The 16,606-nt window shown below is 35.1% G+C and carries 20 protein-coding genes; 15 read left to right on the top strand and 5 right to left on the bottom strand.

Annotated elements, in window-relative coordinates; all coding sequences use genetic code 11:
• Positions 1–20: 20 nt before the first annotated feature.
• The 6 genes from JST55_14655 to JST55_14630 all read left to right on the top strand — a co-directional run bounded on the left by JST55_14655 (position 21) and on the right by JST55_14630 (position 3,860).
• Positions 21–257, top strand: coding sequence for a hypothetical protein (locus JST55_14655; protein MBS1494753.1), 237 nt, complete (start codon positions 21–23; stop codon positions 255–257).
• 193 nt (positions 258–450) lie between these two features.
• A complete protein-coding gene (locus tag JST55_14650; GenBank protein ID MBS1494752.1) occupies positions 451–1,383 on the top strand; it encodes a DUF4373 domain-containing protein in 933 nt (310 codons plus the stop codon).
• 178 nt (positions 1,384–1,561) lie between these two features.
• Complete coding sequence (locus JST55_14645; protein ID MBS1494751.1) at positions 1,562–1,768, top strand: hypothetical protein; 207 nt, start codon at positions 1,562–1,564, stop codon at positions 1,766–1,768.
• Positions 1,769–1,861: 93 nt separating this feature from the next.
• Positions 1,862–2,041, top strand: coding sequence for a hypothetical protein (locus JST55_14640; GenBank protein ID MBS1494750.1), 180 nt, complete (start codon positions 1,862–1,864; stop codon positions 2,039–2,041).
• Positions 2,042–2,114: 73 nt separating this feature from the next.
• Entirely contained in the window at positions 2,115–2,333 is a 219-nt protein-coding gene (locus tag JST55_14635) for a hypothetical protein (GenBank protein MBS1494749.1), read from the top strand.
• 348 nt (positions 2,334–2,681) lie between these two features.
• A complete protein-coding gene (locus tag JST55_14630; protein MBS1494748.1) occupies positions 2,682–3,860 on the top strand; it encodes a hypothetical protein in 1,179 nt (392 codons plus the stop codon).
• Between the two features lie 52 nt (positions 3,861–3,912).
• Here JST55_14630 and JST55_14625 read toward each other — a convergent pair whose 3' ends face one another.
• Positions 3,913–4,746, bottom strand: a complete 834-nt coding sequence (locus JST55_14625; GenBank protein ID MBS1494747.1) for a nucleotidyl transferase AbiEii/AbiGii toxin family protein — start codon at positions 4,744–4,746, stop codon at positions 3,913–3,915.
• Positions 4,727–5,746 (bottom strand): hypothetical protein, encoded by a 1,020-nt coding sequence (locus JST55_14620; GenBank protein MBS1494746.1) that lies wholly within the window; start codon positions 5,744–5,746, stop codon positions 4,727–4,729. Before JST55_14620 ends, JST55_14625 begins: the two co-directional genes overlap by 20 nt.
• Positions 5,747–6,116: 370 nt before the next feature.
• On the opposite strand from JST55_14620, the gene JST55_14615 reads away from it, so the two are divergent.
• The 3 genes from JST55_14615 to JST55_14605 all read left to right on the top strand — a co-directional run bounded on the left by JST55_14615 (position 6,117) and on the right by JST55_14605 (position 8,788).
• Complete coding sequence (locus tag JST55_14615) at positions 6,117–6,656, top strand: hypothetical protein (protein ID MBS1494745.1); 540 nt, start codon at positions 6,117–6,119, stop codon at positions 6,654–6,656.
• A gap of 2 nt (positions 6,657–6,658) precedes the next feature.
• A complete protein-coding gene (locus JST55_14610) occupies positions 6,659–7,051 on the top strand; it encodes a hypothetical protein (GenBank protein ID MBS1494744.1) in 393 nt (130 codons plus the stop codon).
• A gap of 258 nt (positions 7,052–7,309) precedes the next feature.
• Positions 7,310–8,788: a hypothetical protein gene (locus tag JST55_14605; GenBank protein MBS1494743.1), complete on the top strand. Its 1,479-nt coding sequence runs from the start codon at positions 7,310–7,312 to the stop codon at positions 8,786–8,788.
• 94 nt (positions 8,789–8,882) lie between these two features.
• Here JST55_14605 and JST55_14600 read toward each other — a convergent pair whose 3' ends face one another.
• From JST55_14600 to JST55_14590, 3 genes are all read right to left on the bottom strand, one after another.
• Positions 8,883–9,320 (bottom strand): DUF1320 family protein, encoded by a 438-nt coding sequence (locus JST55_14600; GenBank protein ID MBS1494742.1) that lies wholly within the window; start codon positions 9,318–9,320, stop codon positions 8,883–8,885.
• Between the two features lie 135 nt (positions 9,321–9,455).
• Entirely contained in the window at positions 9,456–10,631 is a 1,176-nt protein-coding gene (locus JST55_14595) for a DUF935 family protein (GenBank protein ID MBS1494741.1), read from the bottom strand.
• A gap of 17 nt (positions 10,632–10,648) precedes the next feature.
• Positions 10,649–11,065 carry a hypothetical protein gene (locus JST55_14590; GenBank protein MBS1494740.1) on the bottom strand — a complete coding sequence of 139 codons (417 nt, stop codon included), beginning with the start codon at positions 11,063–11,065 and terminating at the stop codon, positions 10,649–10,651.
• A 266-nt stretch (positions 11,066–11,331) separates the two neighbouring features.
• On the opposite strand from JST55_14590, the gene JST55_14585 reads away from it, so the two are divergent.
• The 6 genes from JST55_14585 (at position 11,332) to JST55_14560 (ending at position 16,580) form a co-directional block, all read left to right on the top strand.
• On the top strand, positions 11,332–12,297 hold the full coding sequence (locus tag JST55_14585) for a hypothetical protein (GenBank protein ID MBS1494739.1): 966 nt from the start codon (positions 11,332–11,334) through the stop codon (positions 12,295–12,297).
• Between the two features lie 121 nt (positions 12,298–12,418).
• Positions 12,419–13,225 (top strand): hypothetical protein, encoded by an 807-nt coding sequence (locus JST55_14580; GenBank protein MBS1494738.1) that lies wholly within the window; start codon positions 12,419–12,421, stop codon positions 13,223–13,225.
• A gap of 29 nt (positions 13,226–13,254) precedes the next feature.
• Positions 13,255–13,902: a pentapeptide repeat-containing protein gene (locus JST55_14575; protein ID MBS1494737.1), complete on the top strand. Its 648-nt coding sequence runs from the start codon at positions 13,255–13,257 to the stop codon at positions 13,900–13,902.
• Between the two features lie 20 nt (positions 13,903–13,922).
• Complete coding sequence (locus JST55_14570; protein ID MBS1494736.1) at positions 13,923–14,492, top strand: hypothetical protein; 570 nt, start codon at positions 13,923–13,925, stop codon at positions 14,490–14,492.
• A 37-nt stretch (positions 14,493–14,529) separates the two neighbouring features.
• A complete protein-coding gene (locus tag JST55_14565; GenBank protein MBS1494735.1) occupies positions 14,530–16,251 on the top strand; it encodes a hypothetical protein in 1,722 nt (573 codons plus the stop codon).
• 14 nt (positions 16,252–16,265) lie between these two features.
• Complete coding sequence (locus tag JST55_14560; protein MBS1494734.1) at positions 16,266–16,580, top strand: hypothetical protein; 315 nt, start codon at positions 16,266–16,268, stop codon at positions 16,578–16,580.
• Positions 16,581–16,606 lie beyond the last annotated feature (26 nt).

Raw genomic sequence — 16,606 nt, 5'->3', positions numbered from 1 at the left:
TTATACTAACTACTAAAAATATGACTAAGCCGACTTTATATTCAAAAAATTATCTCTTCATAAAAGAGAATATCACAGTGTATCTGAAAATTGATTGCTGCAACAATCTTTACACTGTAGGAATACAGGATACAAATATTGAAAACGCCTTTAGTGCCACTGAAAATTTCGATAGAAACATAATCGCTGCAGAGCTTATTCTCGATGCAGTGAGATTCGCAAAAGATGAAATGAAACCAGAGTTCACGTTGGAATAAAGTTTGTAAAGTTTGTAAAGTTTGTAAAGTTTGTAAAGTATTTTTGCATTTAATATTTGACCTTATAAACCTTATAAACCTTATAAACCTTATAAACCTTATAAACCTTATAAACCTTATAAACCTTATAAACCTTATAAACTTTTAACTAAAGAATTATTCATTACTCATTATTAATTATTAATTATTGTAAATGGCCCGACCGTTAAAAACAGGACTCGAATATTTTTCCCATGATGTATCTCTTTCTTCGGATGATAAAATTCAGTTCATCGAGGCAAAGCATGGAATCATCGGCTATGCAGTATTCTGTAAGCTCCTGGAAAAAATTTACAAGAACGGATACTACACAAAATGGGAGCAGCGTGATGAAATTCTTTTTGCCAAAACAAATTCAGTGGATGTAAAGGCTGTAAGGGAAATAGTTTCCGACTGCATTAACGAGGGTTTATTCTCCGCAAAACTATATAATGAGTTTAATGTACTCACATCACGGTCAATTCAGCTGCGCTATATTCTGGGCTCGCAGAAGAGAAGAAATATTTATCTGGTTAATGATTTTCTCTGCGTATCAGATACAGAAACATCAACGCATGTAAAAATAACTTTAACTGATGTTTCGGGGGAGATAACAGAAGTAATCTCTCCCGAAAGTACACAAAGTAAAGTAAAGGAAAGTAAAGAAAATAAAAGCAGTGTGTGTAAGGAAACACACACACACGATTTTGAAAATTTCCACACATACGTTAAGCAGGAAGATGAGTACACTGATTTAAAAAATTACAATTTGAAATATTATTTTGACCGTGTAATAAATTTTTATCCTGATAAAAAATTTACCGATAAAGAGCTTAAGGCAAAAATAATTTTTTTCATAGGTAATGATAAGAAATCGGATAAGCATTATCCTGTTCAAAATCCGCTGAAGAAAAATGATTCTGTTACCGTTGCATACGAGCTTGTAAAAAATAATCTTGACTGGATAAAAAATCTTCCGGATAAAAATCCTGATGAAGTTATTCCTCAGCTTGTACAAAAGTGCCGTGACCCCGCCACAAAAGATGCGCTCTTCGAAGCCTATGTAGAAAAAGCTTTACGGCACTACATGCCTTCAATTAGCAATTAGTAATTAACAATTATCAGAGAAACTTACATAATCTTTTCAGCTGTTAATTTATACTTGTTAAATTTTTATTCGAAAAACTTATATAATCTTTCCAGCTGTTAATTAGTTGTTGTCAAATTTTAATTTTCATAAGCAGTTATCATATTGTTAATTGCTAATTGTTAAATGTTAATTGAAAATGAAATGTCCTGTTTGCAAAGCAGACCCAAAGTTCCTCAGAACCTATGAGACCATCCAGCATAGAAATCTTACCGAGAGAAGAAAGCTGTGCCTTAAGTGCGGAAGCGCATGGAAAACAATGGAGCATATCTTCGAGAAAAAAGAAGAGGTAGAAAAAAGAGAAGCGCAAAATGCAGCGAATGTAATTCAAAATGAAATTGTATAATTTTCATTTTGACTTTCTATTGTGAAACACAAGGAATTTTTTTCACTCCTATTCGTTATAAATTATAACTGTACAAGAAAATAATTTTTCAAATTGATATTAACTAAAAGAAACATATTCGGAGAAGCCCTCAACATGGTACACATAAACAGCTCTTTCGGCAGCGAGCAGCCGCACACAAAGAAAAAGCCATTAGCATTTTATATATTCATTATGCTTGGAATATTTATTCTGCTCAATGCAGTACTTATTGGTTTACTGTTCTTCCGTTAAGCCTTATCCCTTATTTCTTAATTGCGAATTATTTATTTTTGAGAGTAATAAAAAATTAAGGGGGCACAAAAAATTGAAACTAATACTTTATTACGTAAACGGTAACCCGATTCACTACGAGTACTCCAATAACGTTCCGTCTGTTACGCAGAATATTGACGTTAACGATATTCCTCACATAGTAAAGCACGCATATCATTACATGAATGCGCTGCCCGGCAAAAGACACATAGACGATAGCGGACTGAAAGTCCCCGATGAAATTTTTATGGTAGTACTTGAGCGGAAATAAATTTCCTCAATGAATAATTAATAATGAATAATTAATAATTTTTCTCACAAAAATTATTATCATAAGTATTCGATATTCATGTTAATCTTCTTCGCATATTTATAAATCTCATTGTTAATTGTAAATTGTTAATTGTAAATTGTTAATTGTAAATTGTTAATTGCTAATCGAGCCCGCTATGAATTACTCATTATTAATTATTAATTATTCATTATTAATTATTAATTAGAAACCTACCCCTACTAATAGGGAAGCTTCGCTTCCGAATAAAAATCATTTTTCATATTTTACTGTATTCTTAAAGCGGAAATATTTTCCGCTTTTTTAATTTATACAGGATTTTTAGATATGAAACCTTCCAATGAAGAACAAAGAAAAATTAATTACCAAAAAATTTTAGAAGCAATTCCGGGATGCGGAAGAAGCAATATTGTTATTGCAAGAAAGACAGGACTTTCGGCGAACACTGTTTCAAGAACACTGAGCGACCCGCGGAATAAATCGCTCAAAGATATATTTGAGAAAGAACCATTCATAAAGCCGGGGCAAGAAGCAAGAAAAAAATCACTTGAGCTTATTGAGAAATCAATCAAAGGGAGCAGAGGGAATATTCAATTTATTGCAGATAAAGCGGGCCTGAATAAATCAACGGTAAGTTCATTAATCAATAAGAAAGAATATTTTTATCTCAAAGAAAAAATTAATAATGAGAGGGAAAATGCGCCTAAGATTGTCAGGGAATCAAAGAAAATTAAAGCAGAAAAAATTGAGGAGTTAATTCCTGATTCTCAAGGGAATCTGAGCAAAGTTGCAAGAGAAGCAGGCTGCTGCCGCTCAACTGTATGGAGCATTTTAAAAAGCGATGAATATTCTCATTTACAGAAAAATGTAGATGAGCTTCGCTCATTAAAAAAAGAAGAAACAATTGATAGAAGGAATAAGAAACTTGAAAAACTATTAGAGAAAAATGCTCAATTATTTATTCACGATGAAATTGATGAAGCAAAATTTCTTCCGCATCAGAACGAGTTTGCGAATTTTTCACCAAATTATGTAAAACACCCGGGATTGATAGGAGGTTATGGGTCGGGAAAAACTATGGCTATTCCTTTACGGTGGCTGCGGCTTATTGATTTCCGCGCAGCGCAAAATAAAAAGTGTGATATAATGATACTTGAACCGACGAATGAAATGGTGCGCGATATCCTTCTGCCGCTCTTCGATGAATTTTTTGCATCGCTGAACATAACTACAAAGTGGAACTCCGGATTTCAGAATTACACAATTTATTATCACGGCAGGGAGCATACTGCAATGCTGCGCAGCGCCGATAAGCCGCGCAATCTCACCGGCAAAAATTTATCGGATATAATTATAGATGAATTCGATAAAATCCCTTACCCAAAACAGAAAATTTTATGGCGTGAATGTATATCGCGGATTCGTAAGGTTGACCTCGGCACTGTCGCAGTTGTGACAACTCCTGAGGGCTTCAAGCTTACTTATGAATTATGGGGAAATTGTTAATTTTAATGGGGCGATAGCCCCGACAATACAATTCTTGTATTATATTCTTGTATTAAATTCTTTCGTTAATTCCTTCAAGTACTTTATTTAATAATTCAATGCTGTCTTCAATAGTTCTTTCAGATTTGACAGTCATAAGCTCAGCGATTTTTCCCGTTCTATGTTCTACTATATTATTCTTTAAAATTGAAATTATTTTGTCCCTTAATTCTATATTATCTTTTAAAATAAGTCCTATATCTCTGCCCAGAACTTTAGCTGAGAGCTTTTCATCCCAGCCATACTCCATTAGTTCAGAATGTTCAGCTATAATATAATCAACATTCATATTATGATAATTATCTAAAATAAAAGTTATGTCTTCAATATCTTTTGCTCTGTCATCAGGTCTATCCGTATAGGATATTAATTTTAGAATACATATTCCCGGGAGCGTTGCTACTTTAAAGACTGAGTCGTCATCAATGCTTACTGTATATGCGGAGTAGTATATTTCACTTAATCCAAGTACGTTTAATTCTGTAATTTCTTTTCCATGAACAATTACAGTTCGTTCTTTGCTTTCAATTTTTCCAAATGGCAGCAGGTCTATTATTACACTCCCTGCCGTCATTCTGTAGGGTTCTCTTTGGTCGGGTTTAAAGTTTTCATTTACTTCAAGATATTTTTTCAGAGCTTCGTAAACGTTGTTATCTGGAATCATTACAGCAAAATCTATATCCTGTGTTGCTCTTATGGGTTTATGGTCTTTGGAGAGAAACATTACATCTCTTGCAAGAGCGCCTATCAGATAAAAATCTATATCAAATTTTGTGAACGCCTTTTCGAGTGAGAGGAAAATATCTTTACTTCCTTCTATTCTTAAATCAGTTGAATTTATCTTCAAGGTATTTTTCGTAAATTATTTTAGCTGTTTCAATATTTCTGGGAATTGCAGTGTTTATTAAGTCAGCATAAACAAGCAGGGGAGGCACAGTGTTCTGAAGATTATTATTAAGCACCTCTGTATTTATAATTTCATTCTGCCAGAATTTTTTATTAACTATCACATTACCGTTTTCATCGGGAATTAACCTGTAGTTCTTTATCAGCTCAGTATAATTTTCATCTGTATAAATTGTAAAAACTTCCGGATGTAAATATTTTGTAAGAATAGCTGCGGCAGGCTCTCCGCCCCATAAAGTTCTATTTGTATTGAGCGGCAGTTCTTTCCAATTTTCTTTATCAAGACGGAAAGTACCTATGTTGATATTTTTTTGCAATTTCTGGTCATAGCCGTTAATCCATTTATTCATTAGTTCATTTGTTTTGTTAAGCTTCATTTCATTTTTATTGATGTCCAGAGCATAGCCTTCGGCTTTTAACTCTTTTATTACATAGTCTATAGTTCCAAGCGCTGTACCTGTCAGTCCGGCAATTTGTCTGTAAGTACAGTTTAATATTTTTCCATTTACCAGGAATGCAAATAGTATTTTCAAACCGGTTTTTTCAAACAGTCTTCCTTTGTATTTTTGTTTATTATTTTCTGTTTTTTGACCTTCAATAAAAAGAAAATTATTTTTTGTTTTTATGTACATATTTCCTGCTCCGTCAATATAGTTGATATCGCAGTCCTTTAAAGTTTTTCTTACTTCGGGGTATATAGTATGGGCCATAAAGATAAAATCAGGATACTTTTTTTTGTAAGCTATAATTACGGGAACTGTTTGTTTTTTAGCTTCAACCTTGGCTTCGATTATGAATTTTTCGGTTTTACCATTAAGTTTTAAAGTTAATTCTCCATCATTTCTCTCTCTTTCGTTATGGTTTCTTTTCCATTTAACATCAGTGTTGAGCCATTCTTGCAGCTTTTGAGTGATATAAGGTATTATAATATCTTCATTCATGTTCAATATTTATTAATGTTCACGGATAATGAACACATAAATATATTGAACGAGTAGGAATAATTCAATGGATAAAAACATTGAGGGAATGGGCGGTATTGGAAGCTAAGCGAGAGATGCGGCAGTTGTTACAACTGCTAAATTGGACTTTAGAAGATAGAGTTAAACTATAAGGTGGGTGAGTACCACACCAATAGTTCTTTTTCAAACTTTTTTGCTATTTTTTTGTTGCAATTTTACAAAACATAATAAATGTTAATCTGGCTTGCTAAATTTGCTTTTCCCAATTATTTTTATAACGTTTAAATCCTATTCCTATACCCTAGATATTGTTTTTATTTATGTCTAAACTTATATAACATTTATAATTATGAATACATGCATTGAAATAGACAATTCTCTCGATAATTACTCTTATATTAAAGGTACTTCAGGTGCTACTAAATTATTTAAAGATAAAGTAATTGGCTTTTTTAAAGAACCTTCGGTAAAATTTGTATACCCAGAAAGAAATATCAATGAAGAGGGTATATTAATAGCAAGACTCCAAATTGAAGTTTTTAAAAAACTATTTGATGTTATAATTGAATATACTCCTGAACAAGCTAAAAAAAAGTATAAAGAAGTTCATAAAATTCTCGAAGGATTAATTGATTTTAATAAAGATATTGTCAAAATTTTTAAAAAAGAAAAATTGCATGATTTGGAATTTAGTATGTATTTTGATGAAGCAATAGTTGTAATAGAAGAATTCATTAAAAGCCTAAAAACAATTTCAGAGAGTAAAGCTTTTGAAGAAGATACAAATGATTGTGATGAATTTATTTCTGAAATAGTATTTAATACAAAATTTTCAATTGATAAAGGAAAAACCGGTGATTCATTTGAAGAACTTATAAAACATTCGTAGTAATGGCATTTAAATTTAACCTACAGGATCGCTTCTATAAAGATTTTATCGCAAAATCAAAAGACATTCAAGCAGAAGCATTAAAACATGGAATTCAAATTTCAAAAAATCCCACAACTTACGGTACAAAATATACATCTAAACTTAACGATTTTTGGAAATTTGATTTCACTTTTAAGTCTATTAGTTATAGAGTAGTATATACTGTATCATATTGTAGGCAAACTACGCAAAAAGGTCAAATTTATTGCCTTCATAGTATACCACATCAAAATAAACAATTACAAAATTGTAATGGCTTAGTAGATTATGTCATGTTCAAAACTAGACAAGCAATGGATAACATTTATAAGCTTAAAAAGAATAATCTAAATTCTTATAAGCGATATATTTAATTTTTAGTATCTCATATTTTTCTTTGTTTTATAAATGAATAAATATTCTTCCCCTATTCCTACTAATAGGTACCAATCACTTCTGAAATAAAATCATTCTTTGTATCTTTGTTAGTTGTCAGTTGCTAGTTTTTAGTTCTCAGTAAGACTATTCTTTTTATATCACTGATAAATGAACAACGAACAATATCAACGAAATAAAACCATCATAGGTAACGCCCTTTAAGTTTACTATTCTAAAAAATAAATCTAACAAATATGAACTGTAAAGAAATCAGGAGGCAGAATATTGCCAAGCTTGATGAATGGGTGGGGCATTGCGGAGGGAGTGAGAGGAAACTTTCACGGCTGACGAAGATCCCACGGGCAACTATCAGGCGAACTTTTAAGTGCGAAGAGGGAAAAGATATTTATGAGAGATTCCGGAAGATAGAATACGAAAATAAATTTGAGACGGTGCGAAAAGAAATGACTGAGAGGATTGAAAAATTTTTACCGCTGTGCGAAGGAAGTATGACTAAGCTGGCTGAACTTATGAAAGAAAATTATGAGAGGCTGAGAACTTACTTCAGGTATCACGGGAACAAAGAGATGAAGAAAAAATTTTATGCGATGAAAAGAAAAATTGAGAGGGAAAGGGAAATGAAGCTAAGAAAAAATTTGGCGGAGCTTGTTATAAAACACTCGGGCAGTACAAAGTGTATTGCAGAGGAGCTGGGGCTGAGTGAATCGCATGTATCAAAAATAATAAATACACATAAAAGAAAGGAGATTGGAGTATTGTCAAAAGAAAAAAGAACTGAGGCGAAGAATAAAAGAGAGCAGGAAAGAATAGATGCTATGGATATATTTGAAAAGATAAAACGCGGCATTGTGAAGGAAAGACCTTTCACGGGTGAGCCGGTGAAGTTTGAAAAGCGAGAGGACTTTAAAAACTTTATTGTTACAAAGGCGAAGTCATCGAACAATATTTATCTGCCGTCGGATTTTATTTCGAACTTGTATGAGCAGTTTGATAGCAGGATGGTGAAGCAATATATCGAGGGGGAGTTTGTTAATATCGACTCGGAGCTGGTGTACTACTGCTTTGACCGCGCGGAGAACGTTATAAGCAGTGACCTGCTGACGAATAAAATTTCAGGGGAGAAGCGCAGCAGGATAATCCTCAGCTTTGACTTTAACGTGAACCCTATGTGCGCTGTAGAAATTATCACAGAGGGAAAAACGAGGTACCAAGTGCAGGAGTATAAAGTCCCTAACAGCAATACGCGTGAGCTTTGCGAAAATATAATCGAGAGGATGCAGCAGCGTTATGAAAACTGGCGCGGGCTTAGCGTGATAATTACGGGTGATGCATCGGGGCAGTCGCGAAGCAGCTCGGGTGATGCATCGGACTACTTTATAATAAAATCGATGTTTGATAAGGCGGGGTTTGAATCGTACTTATTTGTTAAGGGCGCGAATCCTCCGGTGAGAGAACGTGTGAATTTTGTAAACGCATTGCTGGAGAAGAAGCAGTTTTATATATCGGATGCATGCGTACACTCGATAAAAGACAGGGAGCTTGTGAACTGGAAGAAGGGGAGCGAGAAATTTATTATAGATAAATCGGACAGGGAAAGCACTCACTTGAGTGATGCCTGCGACTACGGCCTGTGGGCAACGAGATATACCATTGAGAGCGATGAGAATATGCAGTACTCTTACGTGGTAAATCCGAGAAGAAATTATGTGTAGAATAATATAGGGGTAAAAAAAAGATTTAAGATTTGCGTGGGAAGGGAGAGTGCAAATCTTAAATCTTTAAGAAAGGAAAGAAAAGAATTTTTTTTTAGAAGCTTCCTCTGCTCATCACAGTATCATTTCCAAAAAATTTTATGTTGTCATCAGGCGCCTGGTAGTGCTCAGCAGTTGTATCTTCAGTCTCAATTTCCAGTGTGATAATGCCTTTGGCAATCTTTGTAAGAAAATCTATAGCAGCGTTGTATTTATCTTTCACCCACTGTGGGATTTCAGAGTATTGTATTCTATCGTGCAGATAAAATATTGCGAGATCATAGGAGCACTGCTTTATGGCTGCGGGATACTGGTCATCGGTTCCGTTTGGTGCGATGGGTACAGCGGCAACAACATTTTTAAGATAACTGTTTATCATTGAGTCGGCGCTGCGGATAGCGGAGCTAAGGTTATCGTCCGAGCTGCCGGTAAGCTTATCGAGCTCTTCGGAATTTATTTTTGAAAGGAAGTAATCTTTATTTGTATAGGACATGGTAGTTGGTTAAAAGTTTGTAAAGTTTTTAAGGTTTATAAAGTTTGAAAGATTTATAAAGTTTTAAAAGTTTGTAAGGTTAAAGTACATATGGTAATTTTAAAAATACTTTAAGAACCTGATGAACTTTTAACTTTAGAAACTAAAAACAAATTTCGGATAATCTTTTACATCGATAAAATTAAAATCGATAACGCGCTTTATCAGCTCATCCATCGTGCGCTCTATTAAATGGTAATCGCTGAGAAGGATATCGCGGCGGACTGCATTATGCACCTGTGCTGCGGCATATGAGCCCTGTTTATCGAGTGACGTTGTCAGGTGCTGGCCTAGAACACGTATGGTAATTTCATTGTTCCAGAATTCAATATTGCTGTTGAACACAGCAGAGCCCTCGCCTTTGTTCTCATCTCCTCTGAAAAGAATATCTGCCTCTCCCGGAATAACAGCAGATGCATTGTTTTTTAAATTCTGCACTGCGAGCATTAGAGAATTTTTATCATGCTGATTGAGAGCGGAGTATTTTCCTATCACTGTGGGGCTTGCAAATTTTTCGATGAATATTTGCCAGTCCTTAACCGAGTAAGATTTGAAGAAGTAAGCGAGTATGAGGGAGTCGATGCATCCGTTTAGAAATCCGTTCGGGTTATCGCCGTCGAAGGAATGCACTTCAAGCAGTTTCTCACCGGGGATATTCAGGAGCGGAAGAGATTTTACGTCAACTCTATCCGTTATAGTTCCGCTTGCAAGGCGCAAATTAATAGCTGAAGTTTTTAATGCATCAAGGATGTAATACTCTTCATCTAAATCATCGTAAACGACGAGATGATTTTGAATTCTTCTTAAATCATCTATGAAAATTTTATTGTCTTCAAATTTATAATTGATTTCAAAAAGGCTTAAGCCCTGAATGCAGCTTTCAACAATATCAGTGAAAAAATTTTCGATATTAGAAATATCTGCGACTAATTTTTCTGCGAAGGTATTTAATGCAGGGTCTTTACCTTCTATATGATACTTACTTCCAAGAACGGATAACTTTCTTGTCTGGCAGACGGCAGCAATGCGGAGGTCAATTCTTCTGACGTATTCAAAGAGAAGTGACTTCCAGAAGTTGAGACCTTTCCGGGAAGACTCCAGGTAATACTTAAGATTGGAAATATCGAGATTGGCAAATTCGGAAGTGTAGAGCGAGTAGATGTTCTGAATGTGTGCCGAGGGTATTACCCGGGAATCTTTCGAAATGTGTTTTGTATTTTCTTTGCGCCTTCTGGATAACTCGGGAAGGCTGAGAACTTTTGATAGAGACATGAGTTTTAATTGATGCTTTAAAAAATTGTTATGTTAAGTGTGTGAACCCTTACGGAATTCACGGCAGTGAAAAACTTTACTGAATCAACTTCCACATCATATCCTCCATCTATAATTACGGGAACGGAGTTATTCACAATATGTGAGAGATGTGTTTCGTTTAGGTTATCCACAATCTGCTGAATTAATTCATACCCTAATGAATTTTTTTCAGCAATGTATAAAGTAAATTTTGTCTGATGCCTGATAATCTCTCCGGATGAAGCCCGCACTACCGGAGAATATTCTTCAAGCTTAATAAGGCAGCACGGAAAACTCGGGTTCCAGTTTACCGGCGCTTTTTCTTTAAACTCTCCTCTGTACTCATCTATTTTAATATCAGGGAAAGCTGACTCTAAATAATTTTTGAAATCTGTATATATGTTGTTTAGCATGTGCAAATATACTCAAAGAAAAAAAAGAAGATTATGCACTCATCCCAATTAGCAGTAATAGGGGAATTAATTAAGAAAAGACTTGACATGAATTTCCAAACAATTCTGTCAAGCGGAAAATAAAAACAATTACCTATTACTACTAATGAGGGCGGTTGGTTAGTTTTCCAAAAATATTATTTGCAAATTGCAACACTTCGTTATTCGTTGTTCGTTATTCGAATAATTGGAACGAGTAACGGAAAACGAAAAACGACCAACCATCAATGAGCAAATTATTCAAAGTATTTATAGCGGGCAAATATCCGCAAGGAGAAATAACTGAAAGCGATTTAAAAGAAATCGCAGTTAACTACTCACCGACCTTCCACGAAGCGCCGCTTACTCTTGACCACAAAAGAGAAGGCAGCGCTTTGGGCTGGATAGAAAGTGTAATAGCAAAAGGAAAGGAACTCTGGGTTTCATTTTCGAAAGTTTCCGATGAAGCAAAACAATTAACAAGCGAGGGAAAGTACAAGAGACCTTCAATTGAAATTGCAAATTATGACGGAGTCGGAAAATATTTGCGCGCAGTCAGCCTTGTAAATTTTCCGCAGGTTAAAGGTCTTCCTGAAATGCAGTTCCAAACATCAGATAAAGAAGCTGTCATCTATTTCAGCGAAGACTGTTTTTTAAATTTTTCCGATGAAAGGAAAAAAAGAAGCAGTAAAAATTCAAAACTTAAAATTAAAAACGTGAGTGAAACACAAAAAGAGCAAATTGTAAAATTTGCGGAATCTCTCGGACTTGAAGCGGAGGCAGATATTGAAAAAATATCGGAGTTTGCCGAAGCGAAAATTAATTCGCTGCAAAGCGAAGTTCAGACTTTGAGCGACGCAGTAAAAAGGTACGAAGAGGAAATTGAAAAAATTTCTGAGAAGCGGGCAGAGAATCTTATCAATGATGCAGTATCATCGGGTAAAATTCTTCCTGTTCAGAAAGATTTTTTAATGACGTTTGCAGAAAATGATTATGAAGCATGTAAATCTTATCTGGATATGCTTCCTGCAAATCCTCTCTTTGAAAAAAATAAAATCAACAACAGCTCTCTGAGTTTAAAAGACCCAAAGTATTTTAATGAAAGAGGTGCAAAAATTACTTACGCTCAGATTTTAAGAAATCCGAAGCTTATTGAAAAAAATAAATTTTCAGAAACTGAGCTTGAACAAATGAGAGCAGAGCACTTTCGCTAACGCCAATTAATAATCAATAATTAGTAATTAATAATTCTAAAATCGAAAGTATTATTAATTATTCTTTATTAATTATTAATTCGGGAAGAAATAAATTTTAAAATTAACTTAAATCAAAAAAATGGCATTTTCAAAAACATTAGTATCAGACAGTGTTGTTCAGAGATTAATCGAGCAGCAAAATATTTATAATTCATGCAATAGGGGATTTGATGCGCTCGTCCGTCCCGGAGCAACTTCGGTTGATATTCCTGACCTTGCAATTCCTAAAGTAAAAAAGACAGGCACTACATCAACTTCAACAGATCGAAAAAATGCAAAGGCAGATACTGCGTTAATAAATGTTGCATTAGGACCTTATGCAGTTCCGCTTGCAAATGAAATTACTGCTCAGTGGGAATCGAACGGAGTTCTTATAAAAGAATATCTTGATTCGGCAGCTTTAGTATTAGGCGAGCAGTTTGACAGCGAAGTTATTGCGGAAGCTCAAACAGGTACTAAGACAGCATTTGCCGGTTCATCAATGGCATGGGCAGATCTGACCGCGCTTAAGAAGAGAATGGATAAAAATAAAATTCCTCAGACAGGCAGAGTTCTTGTAGTAAGCGCAGACTTAGTAGATGAATTTTTTGCAATCGATACGGTAAAGAATGCAACATCATACAACAGAGATTATCTTGAAAGCGGCAAAGTACCTTCATTACTTGGCTTCCAGATTTTCATTTCAGGATTGGTGCCTACAGTTAACACAAGCAAAGTAAATATGACTGCATTCTACGGTCCCGGTTTGGCATTTATCATGGGAAGACAGGCAGAGCTGAAGGAAGTTTACGATGAAGAAAATTTAAAAGACATTAAAGATTTAGTATGCCAGGCAGGTTTGAAATTATTAAATACAAAATTTGCAGAAGTAGTTTACAAGCCGTAATAATTATAAACACATAGAAGAAAATAAGCATGGCAATTTCTATAGATATATACGGAAAGCTTTATGAGATAATTTCGAATCTGAAGGAATACAACTCTCCTGAAAAGCTTGAAGACTTAAAAACTGAGTTGAAGTTCCTGAAAGAAAATGATGACAGAAATTCAATTTACATAGCAGATTATGGAGATGATATCAGCGTAATTGTTTCGAATGCCTCTCCGGTAAATATAGCATACATATTTTGTTTCCCCGGCTTTATTGGCAATATAGGTTCGTTTCATGATAGCCTGAGAATTGTTCCGGTCTCAACTGCACTTTCAGGAATCAGTTCTCAAAGCATAAGTATTCAGAGCAGAGGATATTTTGCAGGTGCATATTTGCGTGACTCAGATTTCGCAAGTTCAGATTTCAGCGGTCTTGATCTTTCAGGTGCAGATTTGTCAAATGCAAATCTGGAATATTGCAATTTTACAAATGCAAAAATTCAAAATGCAAATTTCTGCGGAGCGAATCTGAATTTTGCGAGTCTTCCTGATTATGCTGACACCATTGAAGAATTCAAAACAGTAACCGGTGTCGGAAACTGGAACGGCGAAACTACAATCTGGACTGACGGTCTTGCATTAGACGGATATCGTGACCCCGGTCCCGTTCCTGCTGAAGAACCGCATGAGTAAAAAATTTAAACTTTAAGAAAATGTTCAGAATAAACCGTGAAATATTTTTTAAGGGTTACAGGGAAAGATTCGGAAAACTGAATCAATCTCAGGTGGACGGCTTGAATTATTTAATTGATTGCTTTGAAAAAAGCAGGTTAATAAATCGTCTTTCAGAATTTGCATACATTCTCGCTACAATAAAACACGAAACTGCAGAAAGCTATGAGCCGATAGCCGAACGGGGCGGATGGAATTATTTCAAATATCTCATAGGTAAACTGGGAATTAAAAACCTTACTGAAGCAAATGAATATAAGGGCAGAGGGTATGTGCAGCTGACAGGAAAAATAAATTACATGCTCTTCAGTGAATTACTCGGCATTGATTTTATTGCAAGTCCTGAACTTGCTCAAATGAAATTGTATGCCTGGATGATACTGGAAACAGGTATGTCACGCGGATTATTCACAGGTAAAAAACTTCAGGATTATATAAAGGAGAACAGCCGTGATTTTTTTAATGCGCGAAGAATTATAAACGGACTTGATAAAGCAGGCACGATTGCAAGCTATGCGAACAGCTTCTATGATATATTGGAGTTCGAATAAATTTAAAGTAACATTTTTAAAAAACGGTAAACTATACATGAAAAAAATATTTTTAATTCTTGTGTTAATGATTCTCTGTCAATCGTTATTAATAAACAAGAGTGATGCACAATGGAGCTTAAGAGAAAATACGGAGGACGGTAAGTATTCGCTTATAACAAATACCGGAAATTATTTTGGAATAAGCGCCGGGGGAATTTTAAGCGATGCGGTTTTGATGCTGACTCCTTCAGATACAAATGTGTGGCGGCTTGTCAGCAATACAGAAAACGGACGTTACTCTCTTGTTGAGAATAAAACAATGTTCATGGGTATTGACTCAGGCAAAATACGAACGAAGGCAGTTTATATTTTAAATCCGTCAACATTAACTTCATTAGGACTAGATACAAATAATCTTGCATACATTAATAAATCAAATTCTTTCATAGGAAGAAAACAGACTTTCGATACTGTTAATGCATCGGTAAGGTACTTGCTGAACGGTGTAAGTATTAATACAGCAGGGACATTGAGCAATGTTGCTTATCAGAATCAATCGAATAGTTTCATAGGAAGAAAACAGTTATTTGATACCGTGAATGCTACAGTAAAATATTTATTGAACGGCACTGATATTAATACGGCAGGTACATTAACAAATGTTGCGTATTTGAATCAGCCGAACAGTTTCAGCGGAAATATTATTATTAATCCCGGTTCATTGACAGGAAGCACATCAACTTCTTCTATAAATGTATCTCAGACATGGAATACATCCGGAACACCCACAGGAATAAAGTTAAATGTAACGGATAGCGCCTCAAACTCGGCATCAATGGTGATGGATTTACAGGTAAATTCCACATCGGTATTTAAAGTTGATAAAGTCGGAGGAGTTACTATAGGACAAAACATCTTTACAAATAATGTTCAGGCAAGGAATACCGGCGCTTCAACAGTGTGGAACTTGGGAACCGGTTCTATAATCGGATTAAATTTAAGACCGATATCAAATGTAAGTATTACAAGCGGTACATCGGAAATTGTTGATGTAAACGGAACGTTTGCTGCGGGAACAGGTTCTGCAAATTTTCGGCCTCTGAATATTTCTTATACAATAAACAACTCGGGTGTACAGTCAGGAACAGCAACCGGAATATTTTTAAATGCTACCGAGACTTCGTTGAATTCTATGAACCATAATCTGATGGACCTTCAATTGAACTCTAGTTCGGTATTCTCAGTAAGAAGAGACGGAAGATTAACGGCTTCCACTGTAATTTCTCAAAGCGATATTACCGCAGGTCCTAACAACGGGATAACATTTACGGGGAGAACGCAGCTTTCAGCACCAAGCGCTGGGAATCTTCTTGTAGTAAATACAACCGGCGGCACAGGAGCAACAATAAATGCGGGTACTCATTTGCCGACGGTATTGAATACATTTTCACTGGGGAGCGCTTCGCTTTATTATACAACTGCATTTACGAATAACGTTAGTATAAGAGACACAACGATTACAAGCTCGACAACAGTGACGGCATCGTTTCCCGGAAAGATACTAATCGATGCTACGGGCGGGAACGTAACGCTGACTTTTCCCAACGATGCTACACTGAGAAATTATAATTATAAGATAAAGAGAATTGATAACACAGGTAATACGGTGACGCTCTCTACAGCTGGGACAATAGATGATGCGGGAACAAAGTCAGTATCGTATAATTCAGCATACACTGTAAGCTGCACAGCAAGCGGTGTATATAAATTATTTTAATTGAAAAATCAGAAATGATAAAAAGAAGAATAACAGTACTTCCAATTGCAGGTGCATTGTTAATAGCGATAATGTTAACATTTATTGCTTTCACAGATGCATGCATAGGGAAAGAAGTCTACTCACAAACAAATTTTGCGGGGAAATCCGTTAATGACAGTCTGCAATTGAAAATGTACTTATCGGACAGGGAATATTTTGCAAAGCTTCAGGAAACAGTATCAAGTAAAAATCAGTACATCGGTTTGCAGTGGTGCATTGATTTACTGAATAAATATATTGAACTGGAAGAAAGAAAATTGAAGGGGAGCGAAAAATTAAATGAGTAAGGTAACAAGTGAAACCAAGTCATCAG

The sequence above is a fragment of the Bacteroidota bacterium genome, from assembly GCA_018266835.1.
GTDB lineage: Bacteria > Bacteroidota > Ignavibacteria > Tepidaquicellales > Tepidaquicellaceae > JAFDZO01.
Note: the sequence above shows the minus strand (reverse complement) of the source record. Positions and strands in the feature narration are given on the sequence as shown.

Coding starts and splice junctions, on each gene's coding strand:
- JST55_14605 (MBS1494743.1), top strand. CDS start 7,310: ATGAACTGTAAAGAAATCAGGAGGCAGAATATTGCCAAGCTTGATGAA.
- JST55_14590 (MBS1494740.1), bottom strand. CDS start 11,065: ATGCTAAACAACATATATACAGATTTCAAAAATTATTTAGAGTCAGCT.
- JST55_14595 (MBS1494741.1), bottom strand. CDS start 10,631: ATGTCTCTATCAAAAGTTCTCAGCCTTCCCGAGTTATCCAGAAGGCGC.
- JST55_14620 (MBS1494746.1), bottom strand. CDS start 5,746: ATGAATGAAGATATTATAATACCTTATATCACTCAAAAGCTGCAAGAA.
- JST55_14650 (MBS1494752.1), top strand. CDS start 451: ATGGCCCGACCGTTAAAAACAGGACTCGAATATTTTTCCCATGATGTA.
- JST55_14565 (MBS1494735.1), top strand. CDS start 14,530: ATGAAAAAAATATTTTTAATTCTTGTGTTAATGATTCTCTGTCAATCG.
- JST55_14610 (MBS1494744.1), top strand. CDS start 6,659: ATGGCATTTAAATTTAACCTACAGGATCGCTTCTATAAAGATTTTATC.
- JST55_14600 (MBS1494742.1), bottom strand. CDS start 9,320: ATGTCCTATACAAATAAAGATTACTTCCTTTCAAAAATAAATTCCGAA.
- JST55_14645 (MBS1494751.1), top strand. CDS start 1,562: ATGAAATGTCCTGTTTGCAAAGCAGACCCAAAGTTCCTCAGAACCTAT.
- JST55_14585 (MBS1494739.1), top strand. CDS start 11,332: ATGAGCAAATTATTCAAAGTATTTATAGCGGGCAAATATCCGCAAGGA.
- JST55_14570 (MBS1494736.1), top strand. CDS start 13,923: ATGTTCAGAATAAACCGTGAAATATTTTTTAAGGGTTACAGGGAAAGA.
- JST55_14575 (MBS1494737.1), top strand. CDS start 13,255: ATGGCAATTTCTATAGATATATACGGAAAGCTTTATGAGATAATTTCG.
- JST55_14630 (MBS1494748.1), top strand. CDS start 2,682: ATGAAACCTTCCAATGAAGAACAAAGAAAAATTAATTACCAAAAAATT.
- JST55_14560 (MBS1494734.1), top strand. CDS start 16,266: ATGATAAAAAGAAGAATAACAGTACTTCCAATTGCAGGTGCATTGTTA.
- JST55_14580 (MBS1494738.1), top strand. CDS start 12,419: ATGGCATTTTCAAAAACATTAGTATCAGACAGTGTTGTTCAGAGATTA.
- JST55_14655 (MBS1494753.1), top strand. CDS start 21: ATGACTAAGCCGACTTTATATTCAAAAAATTATCTCTTCATAAAAGAG.
- JST55_14615 (MBS1494745.1), top strand. CDS start 6,117: ATGAATACATGCATTGAAATAGACAATTCTCTCGATAATTACTCTTAT.